Source organism: Alteribacter populi (assembly GCF_002352765.1).
Classification (GTDB): Bacteria; Bacillota; Bacilli; order Bacillales; family Salisediminibacteriaceae; genus Alteribacter; species Alteribacter populi.
Genome location: NZ_KZ293963.1, coordinates 187771 through 200986, shown reverse-complemented (window position 1 = coordinate 200986; position 13216 = coordinate 187771). Strand labels below are relative to the sequence as shown.

Here is a 13216-nt window from a genome sequence, read left to right as displayed (position 1 = left end):
AGGAGCTAAACGAATGCATACACCTCAAATTGTTTTTGATTCTACGTGGACAAATTCTTTTGTTGAACGCGTTAAGGAGAATGGTCCCTGGTCAAAATGGGATATGTTTGCGATGACATTAGAAGCTGAAAAAGAACTAATTATCGATGACTTTGACGGCCTCCAGTCCCCGCGGCATTTACCGCACTTAACCATATTTCCTCACCAAATGGAAGCTGCCGAACGAGTGCTGAAAGACATGAACGGGAAAGCTATTTTAGCCGATGAAGTTGGACTTGGAAAAACAATCGAAGCAGGTCTTATTTTAAAAGAATATATGATTCGAGGTTTAGTAAAAAAAGTTTTGATTCTCGTACCTGCATCTCTTGTATCCCAATGGTGCCAAGAATTAAACGAAAAATTTTTTATTCCTGCTGTTGAACAACGTAAACATTATGTGTGGGATCGGTGTGATGTGATCGTAAGCTCGATCGATACAGCAAAACGAGAACCACACCGAAAAACGATTTATGAACAAGACTATGACATGATCATTATCGATGAAGCCCATAAACTAAAGAACAAAAACACAAAAAACTATCAGTTTGTCCGAAATTTAAAGAAGAAGTTTTGTCTGCTCTTAACAGCAACTCCCGTACAAAATCGCTTAAGCGAAGTATTTCATTTAATTTCTATTTTAAAGCCAGGTCATCTTGGCAACGAAGACAGATTTTCAAAAGAATTCAAAAATGCGGATGAGCATGAGGAACTTAGGCACCTTGTTCAAAAGGTAATGATTAGAAACCGAAGAACAGATTCAGAGATGGACTGGCCAAAACGATTGGTGAACACTGTCGAGGTTGATTTTTCCGAAGAAGAAAAACAACTTTACGAAGCGGTGACACGCTTAAAAAATCAATGGAGCAGTCAACACGAATGGAGTTTATTTCCATTTACTGTCCTCACCCTGCAACGGGAGTGCTGTTCTAGCCGGGAAGCAGTTTTCATGACTCTAAAAGGACTTCTCGAACAAGAAGAGTTAGCCCCTGCTTTAAAAGAAGAACTCCAAAGTGTCATGAAAATGGTTGAAGGAGTAACTCGTCACGCCAAGGCAGAGAAGGCTTTAAAACTTGTACAATCCATTGATGATAAGGTTATCATCTTCACTGAATATAGGGCGACTCAACTCTATTTACAATGGTATTTTGCTCAACACGGAATTAAAGCTGTCCCTTTTCGGGGAGGATTTAAACGAAGTAAAAAAGATTGGATGAAACAACTGTTTAAAGATCACGCACAAGTTTTAATTGCCACAGAGGCTGGCGGTGAAGGGATCAACTTGCAATTTTGCCACCACATGATCAATTATGACCTTCCTTGGAATCCTATGCGTATTGAACAGCGAATTGGTCGTATCCACCGTCTTGGTCAGGAACAAGACGTCCACATTTACAACTTTGCTGTCCAAAATACAGTTGAAGACCATATTATGAGAACACTCTATCAAAAAATTGGTTTGTTTGAAGAAGTGATCGGGAAGCTTGACGACATCTTGGAAAAGATGAAAGAAGAGGAGTTAGAATCACACATCACCAATATCTTGAGTCACTCAGAAACAGAAGGTGAAGTCAAAGTAAAGCTCGATAACTTGACTGCTTACATTGATTCCAAGCGAGAGGATGAGGCCCGTGTTGCAGACTGACGTTCATCATTATCTTAAGAAGTTTTTTACCGAAAATGACAGCCCTATCTTGGAAGAAAGCGCCGGTCACCTTCATATCCAGCTCTCTGTTGACATGGATAAAGGGTTAATGAACCGCCCTTTTTACTGGCAGTACTTAGAAAAAATCGGCGGTGTCCCTAACCCAATGAAGTTAACCTTAATTACCGATGAATCAAAAGCACCCGCTGACCTGAAAGGGGAACGTGTCCATTTTGGCTCTCCCCGCCTTCATCAAGTTTTCAACTTTGCTAAAGAGCTTGGATCTCACGTAAAAATGTATGAAAAGATCGATCAGAAGACAAACCACACTCAGTCTCTTCCCCTTCGCCCTTGGCTAAATATGAATTTAAAAATATCGTACGAGGCAGAGAAGAAAAAAGATCGATTTTTATCAATAGGTCTTAGCTTAATTAACGGGGAAATGATTCAATCCTTTACTGAATGTGTAACCAAATTTCCTTTGGAATTGAAAATTCCAGACTATTGTTTTACCGTTTCTCCGTTAATAAAGCCCGAACGAGGAATCGCTCGTATACAAGACCATATTAAAAGTGAAGTCATGCTAGAAGAACATGGCTGGGCTGAAGAGGCAAAAACAAAAATGGAGAAAGACATCGCTTTGTTGGAAACATTTTATGGCGGAAATGACGAAAAACCTGAAAGCTATGCAATAGAAAAATCAGCGATTCAAAGACAATATGAACCTAAAATCCGAATATCAGTAATAAACGGGGGGCTATTTTACCTGCACCACCACCCACTAACTTTATCAAAGTAAAAACAGCGTTAGCTTCCGCCGCATGTTTTTCGATGATTCTTTTCCCTTGAGACGAGTGGCATGAAGGTAGCTGTTGATCTTTTATCCATAAAAGGTCTTTTCCTCCCTTTTATTTGCTTACTAAACGACAAAAAGAAGGTATCTCAATGTTTAACTTTATGAGATACCTTCATGTGAACAAGTTACCGTTTCACGAACTTTTGTTTATTATTTTTGTAAATTAGGAAGCATGAAAAAGGAATGAGCCCGAACCAACGATGCAACATGGGCGGTCTTGCTTCCTTTTTTTTTTGGCGCATTTTTTGTCGTTCACCTTTAGGCTGATCAACATATTCGACAAATTGTTGCGTTACAAACTTTACGTAGTCATTTGTTTTCATTGGAATCACCTGCTTCACTTGATCCTCAACAGTCTATCCGTTATACACGTTCGTTATTCATTGAGGAAAAATACAATTTCATCTACCACTTCTTTTGGTGAACATTCATCCGTATCTATGATGTAATTAGCTTGTTCATATCGCTTACGCCTTTTTAAAAACCTTTCCTCAAGTTCTTCCCTTTTTCCTTTGACAAGGGGGCGGTTCGGATCCATTTTAATTCGCTCGTACAACACTTTAAATGGAGCGTCTAAAAAAATAATCCTGCCATTTCCTTTCATGATGCCCATATTTATTTCCTTCTCAACAATACCCCCGCCTGTAGAAATAACTGCCTTACGCTCACTGGAATAGCGCAAGGCTTCCGTTTCTAAATCCCGAAATCCCTTTTCCCCGTATGTTTCAAAAATGCCAGGAATCGTAAGGTTTAAATTTTCTTCGATACGTGAGTCTAAGTCAATAAAATCAAGACCTAGTTTATGAGCAAGAGACTGGCCAATCGTCGTTTTACCCGCTCCCATAAACCCTACTAAATAAACATTATAATTTGTGTTAATTGTTGTCACGAAACCACCTTTCCCTCTCTCCAATCAGACACAACGCCTGTTTTTAAATCAATCGTAAATGTCCCCATGCGATCATTTCCTCCGCTAGTTTTTACTTTTAAAGTAACATGTGCTTGGTCGTTCTCCAATGGGACAATGTCATATTGAATTGTGCCATTTTCTGTGACATTTTCACTTATCAACAACGTACCATCATGATCCTGAAGAATCAATGTGGCAACTTCCTCTCTCCCTCTTTGAAGAAGTGTGTCCATTATCACCCATTCTCGGTAATTATTCGTGAATTCCCGCTCGGTAACGAGCAACTTACTTTGATGAAGAATCAAGCCACTCAACAAAAACATAATTAAGACTGTCATCAACAAAACAAATCCATGTTCATTGTTCATGTTCTTCACCAGCCTTAGAATTCATGTGGTTAAGCCTTTTAGTATACTGTTTATTTTGTGTATTTTCTATAACCACTTCAACCCCTCGGTTAACTTCAGTAAAATAAATATCGTTGACTCCTTCTAAATACACATCATATCCGGCTCCTTCGACTTGTCTTACAACACGCTGGTTATGAAGGATAAATGACTCCATTTGCTCGTCACTACCTTCTTTTACCAGAAGAACAAGTCGTCTTCCTCCGCTATCAATCCAAAACATATCACTATTACGTATTTTTAATTGTAACTGGATGAAAAATAGAGCTGTTTCTTCATGGTATGAACGGTTATTTTCGTTCTGATGCAGCAATGGGAAGATTGATAGGAGAAGCGAGGAAATCAAAAACAGGAGTACGAGAGTAGTGAGAACTTCAAGAAGGGTAAAACCTTGTTCTTTACGTTTATTCGTGTAAACATCGTGTTCGCTGTTCATTTTTTAATACCGTCCATGTGATACACACCTCCCAAATATTGTCTTCATTTTGAATCCAATCAACAATATACTCCCTACCTTCACGTTCTAAAGAAGATATTTTAGAAGCATCTTTGTCATAGCGATGTTGCTGAATGAGGTCATACAGCTTTTCGTTTACATACTGTTCTTGAACTAATGCCATTCGTTCATGTTTTAAGTAGGAATAAGCAGGTAACATCGTTGCTCCTAGGACCGACAATGTGACAAGACTAATGAGTACTTCCATCAAAGTAAACCCTCTACAATCCCTCAATATAAAAACGTCCCCTCATAAACACAAACACAAGCCTGAATAAATGCTCTTCATAAAGAAATGTGAAAGTGCCAGACTGCCTAATATTTCCTGAAGCTAAGAAGCGAAGATTGCTATACCCCAGCGATGTCCCTCTAAGCTCTAGACCTATTGGAAATTGACGTTTCTCTATCGTCGTCAACCCTTGGCGGATCGTATAGGAGTGGTCTATGGGATCAAAAATAAAAAACACTGCTGCTCCGTCTGTAATAGCTTTCATTTGCGCATTGTATAGATCTTTTTCTAAAGTGGTAAAAAAACCTTCTACTTCCTCAAAAACATTTTCCTGCTTTAGTTGGGGAACAGCGATAAGTAATAGAATTGACAAAAGACTTACTACTACGAGTATTTCTATAAGTGTATAGCCTTTTTCTGTATATGCATGAAACAGGTCAATCTTCAACTCCGACTACCCCGTCGGTTAATGTTAAGCTCCGATTATCAGGACACTTAATCCGATCTACATACCCTTCAGATTCTAGCGTTGCTAAATCAGTGAGCTTTTCTGAGGTGCTTACTTCATAAGACGCCACCTGAGCTTGAACCATTTCTACCGTTGCTTCGCAGCCTTTTTTGTTTGCGACCTCTGTGTTTTTAGTCAAACTAGGAACAGCTATCAAGAGAAGAACACTGATAATCATTAACACAATAACCATTTCAATTAAGGTAAACCCCTTCTCTTCCTTCAAAAATCCTTTCATTTTTTCCTCCTTTTTTTACCTCGATTTAACCCAATACCTAAAAGCAAGATGTTTAGTAATCACCTCCTATAAATATTGGTGTTTTTGAAATATGTTTGTTTCTTGCTTTCTCATTAGTAGATCACAATGTTTTATAATGGGAATTTAAGGGGGGGGGGCTGATCTTGAGAGGTTCACACGAACACGAATTCTATGAAAGGCTTGTTGAAGATTTTCGTTCTTAACTTCAAAGGGAATTAACTGAAGAAAAGATCAATTTTTTACGGTGGATTCAATATCAATTTGATGCACCTCCTTAAAAAGAGGTCATAAAGTATACAACTAAGTCACGGAAAAACTGTTGGTCTCTTTCACTACAGGGCGGTTTTGAACTTTACCAAGTGTCAGTCATTTGAAATACAGGAAGCATAAGAGACATAAACAAAAGTAAAACAAATCCTCCAACAACGATATACAAGACTGGCTGAAGTCGTTGAACGAGTTGCTGAAGCTGATGCGTAAGACGATGAAATAAAAACATACCATACCTCATTAGTTCCTCCCCCACTTTTCCTTTTGCTTCTGCCAATGCTATAACCGTTACTAGCTGTGGCTCATACCAAGACCGTTCTCCTACTACTTCCGAAAAAGGAAGACCTCGTTGGATATCACTCCTGATTGTTTCTGCTTCGTATTGATAAAAGGGAAACTGACTATCAGCTGCCATCATCTTTAGTGCCTTGTTTAAAGACATACCATTCTCCAGCATTGGTGCAAGCTGCGATACAAACAAATAGGTAAGAATCCTTCGTCCATAGCTATTGAGAATTGGAACTTTCATCATGATTTTTATCCGCTTATACGAAGGCAAAGATTTCATTTTCCAAAACACGATGCTCACTACAATTGCTATTACAACTAAGAAAGGCAAGTCAATAATTGAAAGAGAGGCGAACAATACTTTTGTCATCACAGGAAGCTCTTGATCTAGTTGGAAGAAAAAATCTTCAAATTGAGGAACAATCGAGCGTAAGACAATTGTAACGAGGAGGATAAGAGAACTCAGCATGATTAATGGGTATTGCAATAATTTTCTTCCTTTTTCTATAAGGTCGTGCTTCGTAAAACACAATGCAGCCGTCGTCTGCAAGCCCTTTTGCAAGTCACCGTGTTTTTCCATAATTGATAAATAATTGGTAACTTCCTTCGAGAACCCATACCGTCCTAATTGCTCAGCGAAGCCTTCTCCCTGGAGTAAGGCTTCATTAAGGTCAAGAATCATCTCTCGGGATTTCCCTTTATAGTACTGAGCTAAAATATGGAGCGATTCTTTTAATGGGTACCCTTCATTCACGAGAGCCTCCAATTGCTGTAACCAATCCCCCTTGTCATAATGACTTTTAAAAGGCTTATTTCCTTTGATACTAAACATACGTACGTCTCACCCACCTCTCCTTTTCACAATCAGATAAATAACCTAAGGCAAATGCTTTTTTCATTAGCTGAGATTGCATCGAATTTGGTGATTTTTTCTCTGTCATATACGTTGTTAACGCAGGCCCGGTTAGGATATCAAAAATGGCGGCTCTTCTCCGTTGACGATAACAAAGGTAATTACACTCCTTTCCACACAACGGACAAGCCAGCTTTAATAATGATTGTGAACTCACAGCTAAAAGCGTCTCCTGAATGTCTGACGATGAAAGCCCGAACTCAGCCAGCCTTCTAATCGCCATTGTCGGTGTTGATGAATGCAACGTGGATAACACAAGGTGACCTGTCATAGCAGCTCGAACAGCCATTTGAGCCGTTTCTTCATCACGAATTTCCCCAATCATGATCACATCAGGATCGTGACGAAGAACATTCTTCAAGCCATTTGCATAGGTCACACCTGCCTTTTCATTCACTTCCATTTGCAGAAATTCATCGTGTTGTTGTTCAACAGGATCTTCAAGAGAGATTATGTTTCGTTTTTCTGTTTGGAGGCTTTCGTTCATAAGAGAATATAATGTGGTTGTCTTACCGGAGCCAGTTGGGCCGCAAATTAGAATAAGCCCATAAGAAGCATAAGAGAGTTGGACCATTTTTCGAGCTTGTGATTTAAATAAGGCAAGTTCAAATATCGAAGGGATTTTTCCTTGATGAAGCAGGCGGATAACAAGAGTTTCGGAGTAAGTCATCGGAAATGTGGAAAGACGAAGGGCGTAGGGTTGATTTTGGATCATAATTTCTAGTGAACTGTTTTGGGGTCTTCTACGTTCACCAATATCCATTCCGGATAAAAACTTCAAATGCGCAATCAGTTTTTGCAGCATCGCTGTAGATGTCACTTTGGCATCTACCAGCTCCCCGTCAATGCGATAACGAATAACGCCTTTCGAGCGCTGGGGTAAAATGTGAATATCAGAAGCCCGGTTTTGAGCAGCATCATTCAACACTCGTTTTGCATGTTGTTCAACATCCATGGGCATCACCCACCTTTATGAAATTAAATAACTTTAGAGGTTGTTCAAAAAGTCCTCTAGACATAGTTGTCGTATCTTGGCTTGCTTTCGCCTGCTTATCAAACAAGCCACTTTTGTAAGTTAATTCAACATAAAATCAGAAATTCCTTCTTTTTTCGTGAATTATTTTGTATATTTTTTTTGTTTATAGCCACCCTATTATTGTGCTCACTTTGGGGTGTAGCCAAGGGGTAAGGCAACGGACTTTGACTCCGTGATTCGCAGGTTCAAATCCTGCCATCCCAACCATACATAAATGATGAAGAGAGTGTCCCCAAAGGTGAAAACAATCCTTTTAGGACACTCTCTTCTAGTTAAGGGTAATTTCATGAACTCTTTTTAGAATATAATGCGAAAAAAAGAGACGTGAACGATAACTTCGCTTATACCTCCTATTTAGAGGGTTTATTTACTATTAAGTTCCGTAACGTCATCTTTTAGTTTATCTCGTGTTTCTTCAATTTCTTTTATGACTTGGTTAGCAAGCTTTTGTCCTTCTTCTTTTTCTTCCTCCATCATGTTTTTTACATCTGATGTCATTTCATCACTCAATGAATTTGCTTTATCAGTTAAGCGAGACGTTTTGTCAGCGACCCGATTCCATTGTTCTTTGGCCACTTCACTCCATTCACCGGACTTTTCTTTTGCGATTTGAGAATACTCGTTTCCTTTTTCTTTAGCAACGTTTGTGAACTCTACTGTTTTGTCCTTTGCAGTCGTTGCTTTGTCATTAATGTCTGCACGCAACTCTTTACCTGACTTTGGTGCGACTAGCATCGCTGCTGAAGCTCCAACAATTCCACCTACTACGGCTCCAATAATAAAATCTTTCGTATCCATTTTACTCATATTATTACCCTCCCAAGACTATTTGTAATTGTATTACATAGCTCAAAAAATTTATATATTATTTCTTTACCTTAATTTCTTCTTTTGTAAACAAAAATCCTCCCTTCTTTATTTATCTTTTATAAAAGATATTCTCCTTTATTCGCCACTAAAGTGTATCAAAAGGTCGTTTTTTGACCGTTTAAGATACCTAAAGTAACAGAAAAAGAGCCTTATATCAAGCAGGTGCTTGCCCTGTTATTCAAAGCGATATAGTTATAAAAAATGCTCAAAAAGCAACAGTTTTACGAAAACAGCCTTATAAATAGAAGCCCAATTGGGAAACGTATAATAAAGCTTTCATTTTCAGGTGCCCTTTTCATAAACCTAAAATGATTCGACAGAGTTTTAATTTACAAAAGGACAAATACGTTCTATAATAAAGTGTATTGAATTATGCATACTATCACTATCAAAATTGCTTACCTACATAAAAGGAGGGATGCATCATGGATCGCATGTTCCGAGTAATTAGTTTTTGGACCGGAATAATGGCCGTTCTCTTTTTGGTTGGTGAGATGCACGAGATGGCGATGTTGTTCTTTGGTCAAACAGGCGTTTTCTTAGCGTTAAGCTACCTGAAACTGACTGAGCGTACATACATTTACATCTTCGGCGCATACTTAACGTTATTTTTCGTTGGGTTTACTTACTACACCACTTTCATCATGGTACCAGGAGTTGGCGGACATTAATCCATACTACGCTAACCCACAAAGACCCGGGCTTCTTAGCTCGAGGTCTTTTTCCGTAATTATGGGTTTTCTTTTACTGCATAAGGATCTTCCGTGTAATAACGATACCGCTCCCTTTTTGTTAACTTCTTTGTACAAACGTTCACTTGAAACGCTTGGCTTATTCCACCCGGATAAACAAGAGACTGGATTGCTCGGTTTTGCTTCATCTGAGTTGAAAAAGGATTTGAATATTCTATAGAGGTTTGTAAAAATGAAAAGAGACCAGACTTTAATAAGAATTGCGTTTGTGTATCATGAATAAGGATCTCCAAACCATTTTCTTCGGCCAACTTCCTAAACGCATCCCATTGAACATGAGCAGTGAGGTCCATCTCTCCTGGGTATAATAGAGGGTTCTTTATCATTTTGTGCTCCTTATACCCTCGAAGGGAACCATCTTTTAATGCAGGACTGCTTTTTTCCTCATTTGAATAACCATAATCAACCGTAACGACTACCCCACGCTTTAACCACTCAGAAATGTCAGAAATCCATTTCTTCATTTGTAAACAAATTTCGGTACGGTGCCCAATTGGTACTCTCGGACCGTATTGTTCGGCCCAACCCAAAAGCTCTTTGTTCTCACAAGTCATCTTCGTTTCTGCGAGGTGACCTTCTTTTAATGTCACAAATACTTCATCAAGATTTCCATCTGCGTTCTTTTCCACAACATGGACTGGAAAAGCATCCACAAGTTCATTTGAAAAAACAACTCCTTCACCATAATAGTCTGCTTTTTTCAATTCATCAAAACTTGCATACACGGCTACTTTATCCTGATGTTCTTCCACAATTTTATACAGTTGCTTTCGATGATACTCGCTCGCTTCTACAATTAAGTAAGACAGTTTCTCATATACATCCGGCATTTTTTCGCGAAAATAATTTAACACATTCAAACAAAAACGCCCTTCTCCTGCTCCCCACTCTAAAATTGTTGGCTGCAATTCCTCCTTTTCGATAACATCAGAAAAAAAACGGGCAAATGTCCAGGCAAAAACCGGGTGAACGTGATTACTCGTATAAAAATCCCCTTTGATTCCTAGTTTAATGTTCGGGTTCATATAATAACCCACTTTTGGGTGATATAAAGCGTGTTCGATAAAATCATGATAGGCTAAAGCCTCGTCAGGCTGAGATTTTATGAGATCTACCCAAAACTTTTTCAAAAGATCCCTCCTTTTATCCAACACATTCTAGGATTAGAAACGAATCCCCTCTTTCGACACTTTTCTCTTTAGTACAGCGAATTTTTAACTCAAGGGCTCGTTTCTAAACGATTGTTGCTTTTTGTTTTTGAGCGTTAGGCAAGCGCATGCTTGCCCTGTCACGCATAGCGTGACAGCTTTGAAAAAACGCTCAAAAAGCAACAAACTCCAACTCAAAAAAACACCCGCCCTGAAGCGAGTGATTTCACCTAATTAAAACCCATTTAAAAACGGGTTCATTTCTTTTTCTTCCCCGATTGTCGTCGTTGGGCCATGTCCATTGGCTACAGTGGTTTCATCAGGAAGGGTTAGGAGTTTTGAATGAATAGTACTGAGAAGTGTGTCCATACTGCCACCCGGAAGGTCAGTCCTTCCTATCCCTCCTTGAAAAAGAATGTCTCCTGAAAAAATAATATTTTCATCAGACATATAAAAGGAAATACTACCTGGCGAGTGCCCTGGTGTTTCAAACATTTGAAACGAAAACGGTCCCACTTTCCATTCCCCTTCTCCTGAAAGTAGCTTCGGAGTCCATGTTACACTAATTGGTTCGATGCCAGGAAATAAACTGGAACCATTTTTCGCAGGCTCTTTCAACCACTCTGCTTCCTCCTTGTGAACATACAACGGAACATCAAAATGCTGTACTAACCTCTCAACGCCACCAATGTGATCAAAGTGAGCGTGAGTGAGGATGACGGCTTGCAGTGTTACCCCTGCTTCTTCAATGGCCGTGATAACTTTCTCACCTTCAGCACCTGGGTCAATAAAAACAGCATCTTTTTCGTTATGTACCAGGTACCCATTTGTTTGTAAGGGACCTAATGGCATTCGTATAAATTTCAATTCATACTCCCTCCTCGTTTTTTATGTATTTTTATTGTACTACGATGAAAACGTTTTTCCAATTATGAAGAGCAGGACTCGACAAAAAGTTGAAAAACGAGTAAAATAAATATGCAATTAGGTTATGCTATACTTATAGAGGTTGTTCAAAAGTTTGGAATAATAGCTGTCGAACCTTTTTGTTAGCTTTGTTATCCTTCTTTTGAACATGAACTTATATAAGTTTCTACGTTTGAGAAGAAGCATGATTTTACATACGTAAGGAGGCGAAAGCATGGCACTTGGTATCATCTTCTTGTTGGTCACCATTTTATCCGCCATCGGTCTATTCCGTGAGTTGAAAAACAAAAATTTCTTCGCTGTCGGTTTTGCAGCCGTTACTGTAGCAGTTTTCGGTTGGTTTTCAGTGATGACAATCTTCGCGTACATCGTACGCGGCGGCGGTGGAGCGATGATGTAGTCGCTTCATTCAAAAAGAGAGTGCCTTTCATAACATAAAGGCACTCTCTTTTTTATAAGCTCAGAAAATATCAGCGGACAGCTAACTTCACAGCGCTCGTCTCAGGTAAAAGCATCCTTGAGACTTTAAAACATGCGAAGAAGGCTAACGCTATTTCCATAAAGCTTGTTGCTTTTGTATCGTTTTTCTTAGTGATTTGTTTCTCCCTTGACTCGATCCTCTTTTTCTTTCATTGAATCGGACTTATCACGTCTATCATCAATTCGAATATTTGTTGCTACGCGTTGGATTCCGTCTTCAAAAGGGGCTTCATGAATCTTTTGCAAGACTTCAAATAAGACCGAAAGCTCTGCCTCAATTACCGTACTCATCGCATGAACTTCAAATGAAATTTTTCCTTCATATTGTTGAAGGGTGTCCTGAATTTTTGCAATTTGTTCAGACTCACTTGTCGTAGCTTTCCCCACAGGGATAATAGATACGTCAGCAATTACCATGTTCGATCGCTCCTTTGACTTTGTTTTATGCTTTTGTTTTCCCTTTACCTTGTGCGGGAACTCTTTAAACGCCAGTCTGCGGTAGGATCGAATTGCGGTCTTCAAATGTTTGTCGTTTGGTTTAGCTGTCGTCACATAAAGCTGTAATGCGTAGGATATTCGGATGAAAAATCGATGGATAGATGTTTCTTTTGTTCGATTTAACATGTACGTTGTTAGCGGCATCGTAAAAATAGCTGTCAATGCCGCAGTATCAAAAGCTACATCGAAGGTTGAACCTATTACTAGCATAACGACTAGCATCATAAAAAAAGTAAAAAAATAAAGAACGATTGCGTTGGTGGAGCAATGTCGGTTCGTAATTTTTGCATCGCCAATATGACGTTGGTTGATGGTACTTACTTTTCCACGATAACTAAAGACTTTATGCTCAGCTCCATGATATTTCTTCAACTCCCGCGGGAACCAGAAATGTGTTCCTGCTGCAAAAACTAGTACAGATGTAATCGGCAATCCACCCCAAAGCAGTATCGTCCCAGTCCACCACTCATACAGATCTGGAAACACTGTTAAGAGTATCACAGCTACTAGAACAGTGTGGAACCAAACAGGCATAGACGAATACACAATTTTTCCGATCTGAAGCATAGACCCCGGCGTTATTGGCTTTACCCAGGTTCTTATTTTCCCTCCTTGCTCATAAGAACAGGACACATATTTTTTCCCCATAAAAATGATGCCTTTTTGGAAAGAAAGGCCCCGGACCATC

The 13216-nt window shown here is 39.2% G+C and carries 17 protein-coding genes and 1 tRNA gene; 5 read left to right on the top strand and 13 right to left on the bottom strand.

The window, feature by feature from the left end; genetic code table 11:
- Window positions 1-13 precede the first annotated feature (13 nt).
- Window positions 14-1681 (top strand): DEAD/DEAH box helicase, encoded by a 1668-nt coding sequence (locus CDZ94_RS01010; RefSeq protein ID WP_096434689.1) that lies wholly within the window; start codon window positions 14-16, stop codon window positions 1679-1681.
- Window positions 1668-2480 (top strand): YqhG family protein, encoded by an 813-nt coding sequence (locus CDZ94_RS01005; RefSeq protein ID WP_096434688.1) that lies wholly within the window; start codon window positions 1668-1670, stop codon window positions 2478-2480. The genes CDZ94_RS01010 and CDZ94_RS01005 overlap by 14 nt, the downstream gene beginning before the upstream one ends.
- A gap of 182 nt (window positions 2481-2662) precedes the next feature.
- Here the strand turns inward: CDZ94_RS01005 and CDZ94_RS01000 are convergent, their stop codons facing one another.
- The 9 genes from CDZ94_RS01000 to comGA form a co-directional block, all read right to left on the bottom strand.
- Window positions 2663-2860 carry a YqzE family protein gene (locus tag CDZ94_RS01000; RefSeq protein ID WP_096434687.1) on the bottom strand — a complete coding sequence of 66 codons (198 nt, stop codon included), beginning with the start codon at window positions 2858-2860 and terminating at the stop codon, window positions 2663-2665.
- 53 nt (window positions 2861-2913) lie between these two features.
- A complete protein-coding gene (locus CDZ94_RS00995) occupies window positions 2914-3426 on the bottom strand; it encodes a shikimate kinase (protein WP_096434686.1) in 513 nt (170 codons plus the stop codon).
- Window positions 3423-3815, bottom strand: coding sequence for a competence type IV pilus minor pilin ComGG (gene comGG, locus CDZ94_RS00990; RefSeq protein WP_096434685.1), 393 nt, complete (start codon window positions 3813-3815; stop codon window positions 3423-3425). The genes CDZ94_RS00995 and comGG overlap by 4 nt, the downstream gene beginning before the upstream one ends.
- Window positions 3805-4290, bottom strand: coding sequence for a ComGF family competence protein (locus tag CDZ94_RS00985; RefSeq protein WP_096440487.1), 486 nt, complete (start codon window positions 4288-4290; stop codon window positions 3805-3807). The genes comGG and CDZ94_RS00985 overlap by 11 nt, the downstream gene beginning before the upstream one ends.
- On the bottom strand, window positions 4259-4558 hold the full coding sequence (locus CDZ94_RS00980) for a hypothetical protein (protein ID WP_096434684.1): 300 nt from the start codon (window positions 4556-4558) through the stop codon (window positions 4259-4261). Before CDZ94_RS00980 ends, CDZ94_RS00985 begins: the two co-directional genes overlap by 32 nt.
- A gap of 13 nt (window positions 4559-4571) precedes the next feature.
- Entirely contained in the window at window positions 4572-5027 is a 456-nt protein-coding gene (gene comGD / locus CDZ94_RS00975; RefSeq protein ID WP_096434683.1) for a competence type IV pilus minor pilin ComGD, read from the bottom strand.
- The gene (comGC, locus tag CDZ94_RS00970) at window positions 5017-5325 is read right to left on the bottom strand and encodes a competence type IV pilus major pilin ComGC (RefSeq protein ID WP_198520849.1); all 309 of its coding nucleotides are present in this window, start codon (window positions 5323-5325) and stop codon (window positions 5017-5019) included. Before comGC ends, comGD begins: the two co-directional genes overlap by 11 nt.
- 373 nt (window positions 5326-5698) lie before the next feature.
- Complete coding sequence (comGB, locus tag CDZ94_RS00965; RefSeq protein WP_096434682.1) at window positions 5699-6736, bottom strand: competence type IV pilus assembly protein ComGB; 1038 nt, start codon at window positions 6734-6736, stop codon at window positions 5699-5701.
- On the bottom strand, window positions 6729-7772 hold the full coding sequence (gene comGA / locus CDZ94_RS00960) for a competence type IV pilus ATPase ComGA (protein WP_096434681.1): 1044 nt from the start codon (window positions 7770-7772) through the stop codon (window positions 6729-6731). The genes comGB and comGA overlap by 8 nt, the downstream gene beginning before the upstream one ends.
- A 213-nt stretch (window positions 7773-7985) precedes the next feature.
- On the opposite strand from comGA, the gene CDZ94_RS00955 reads away from it, so the two are divergent.
- Window positions 7986-8060 (top strand) — tRNA-Gln (locus tag CDZ94_RS00955).
- Window positions 8061-8216: 156 nt separating this feature from the next.
- On the opposite strand, the gene CDZ94_RS00950 is transcribed toward CDZ94_RS00955, so the two are convergent.
- Window positions 8217-8660, bottom strand: a complete 444-nt coding sequence (locus CDZ94_RS00950; RefSeq protein ID WP_096434680.1) for a YtxH domain-containing protein — start codon at window positions 8658-8660, stop codon at window positions 8217-8219.
- Window positions 8661-9148: 488 nt separating this feature from the next.
- On the opposite strand from CDZ94_RS00950, the gene CDZ94_RS00945 reads away from it, so the two are divergent.
- Window positions 9149-9394: a DUF2626 domain-containing protein gene (locus tag CDZ94_RS00945; RefSeq protein ID WP_096434679.1), complete on the top strand. Its 246-nt coding sequence runs from the start codon at window positions 9149-9151 to the stop codon at window positions 9392-9394.
- 59 nt (window positions 9395-9453) lie between these two features.
- Here the strand turns inward: CDZ94_RS00945 and CDZ94_RS00940 are convergent, their stop codons facing one another.
- Window positions 9454-10605, bottom strand: coding sequence for a class I SAM-dependent methyltransferase (locus CDZ94_RS00940; protein ID WP_096434678.1), 1152 nt, complete (start codon window positions 10603-10605; stop codon window positions 9454-9456).
- Between the two features lie 252 nt (window positions 10606-10857).
- The gene (locus tag CDZ94_RS00935) at window positions 10858-11490 is read right to left on the bottom strand and encodes an MBL fold metallo-hydrolase (protein WP_096434677.1); all 633 of its coding nucleotides are present in this window, start codon (window positions 11488-11490) and stop codon (window positions 10858-10860) included.
- Between the two features lie 274 nt (window positions 11491-11764).
- Here CDZ94_RS00935 and CDZ94_RS00930 point away from each other — a divergent pair, with 274 nt between their 5' ends.
- Window positions 11765-11950, top strand: coding sequence for a DUF2759 domain-containing protein (locus tag CDZ94_RS00930; RefSeq protein WP_096434676.1), 186 nt, complete (start codon window positions 11765-11767; stop codon window positions 11948-11950).
- Window positions 11951-12138: 188 nt separating this feature from the next.
- Here the strand turns inward: CDZ94_RS00930 and CDZ94_RS00925 are convergent, their stop codons facing one another.
- Window positions 12139-13215 (bottom strand): MTH1187 family thiamine-binding protein, encoded by a 1077-nt coding sequence (locus CDZ94_RS00925; RefSeq protein ID WP_096434675.1) that lies wholly within the window; start codon window positions 13213-13215, stop codon window positions 12139-12141.
- Window position 13216: the final 1 nt, after the last annotated feature.

What these genes read in the sequence shown, in the direction of transcription:
- CDZ94_RS01010 (WP_096434689.1), top strand. Translation starts at nt 14, where the DNA reads ATGCATACACCTCAAATTGTTTTTGATTCTACGTGGACAAATTCTTTT.
- CDZ94_RS01000 (WP_096434687.1), bottom strand. Translation starts at nt 2,860, where the DNA reads ATGAAAACAAATGACTACGTAAAGTTTGTAACGCAACAATTTGTCGAA.
- comGG (WP_096434685.1), bottom strand. Translation starts at nt 3,815, where the DNA reads ATGAACAATGAACATGGATTTGTTTTGTTGATGACAGTCTTAATTATG.
- CDZ94_RS00985 (WP_096440487.1), bottom strand. Translation starts at nt 4,290, where the DNA reads ATGAACAGCGAACACGATGTTTACACGAATAAACGTAAAGAACAAGGT.
- CDZ94_RS00980 (WP_096434684.1), bottom strand. Translation starts at nt 4,558, where the DNA reads ATGGAAGTACTCATTAGTCTTGTCACATTGTCGGTCCTAGGAGCAACG.
- comGC (WP_198520849.1), bottom strand. Translation starts at nt 5,325, where the DNA reads ATGAAAGGATTTTTGAAGGAAGAGAAGGGGTTTACCTTAATTGAAATG.
- comGB (WP_096434682.1), bottom strand. Translation starts at nt 6,736, where the DNA reads ATGTTTAGTATCAAAGGAAATAAGCCTTTTAAAAGTCATTATGACAAG.
- comGA (WP_096434681.1), bottom strand. Translation starts at nt 7,772, where the DNA reads ATGGATGTTGAACAACATGCAAAACGAGTGTTGAATGATGCTGCTCAA.
- CDZ94_RS00950 (WP_096434680.1), bottom strand. Translation starts at nt 8,660, where the DNA reads ATGAGTAAAATGGATACGAAAGATTTTATTATTGGAGCCGTAGTAGGT.
- CDZ94_RS00945 (WP_096434679.1), top strand. Translation starts at nt 9,149, where the DNA reads ATGGATCGCATGTTCCGAGTAATTAGTTTTTGGACCGGAATAATGGCC.
- CDZ94_RS00930 (WP_096434676.1), top strand. Translation starts at nt 11,765, where the DNA reads ATGGCACTTGGTATCATCTTCTTGTTGGTCACCATTTTATCCGCCATC.
- CDZ94_RS00925 (WP_096434675.1), bottom strand. Translation starts at nt 13,215, where the DNA reads ATGGTCCGGGGCCTTTCTTTCCAAAAAGGCATCATTTTTATGGGGAAA.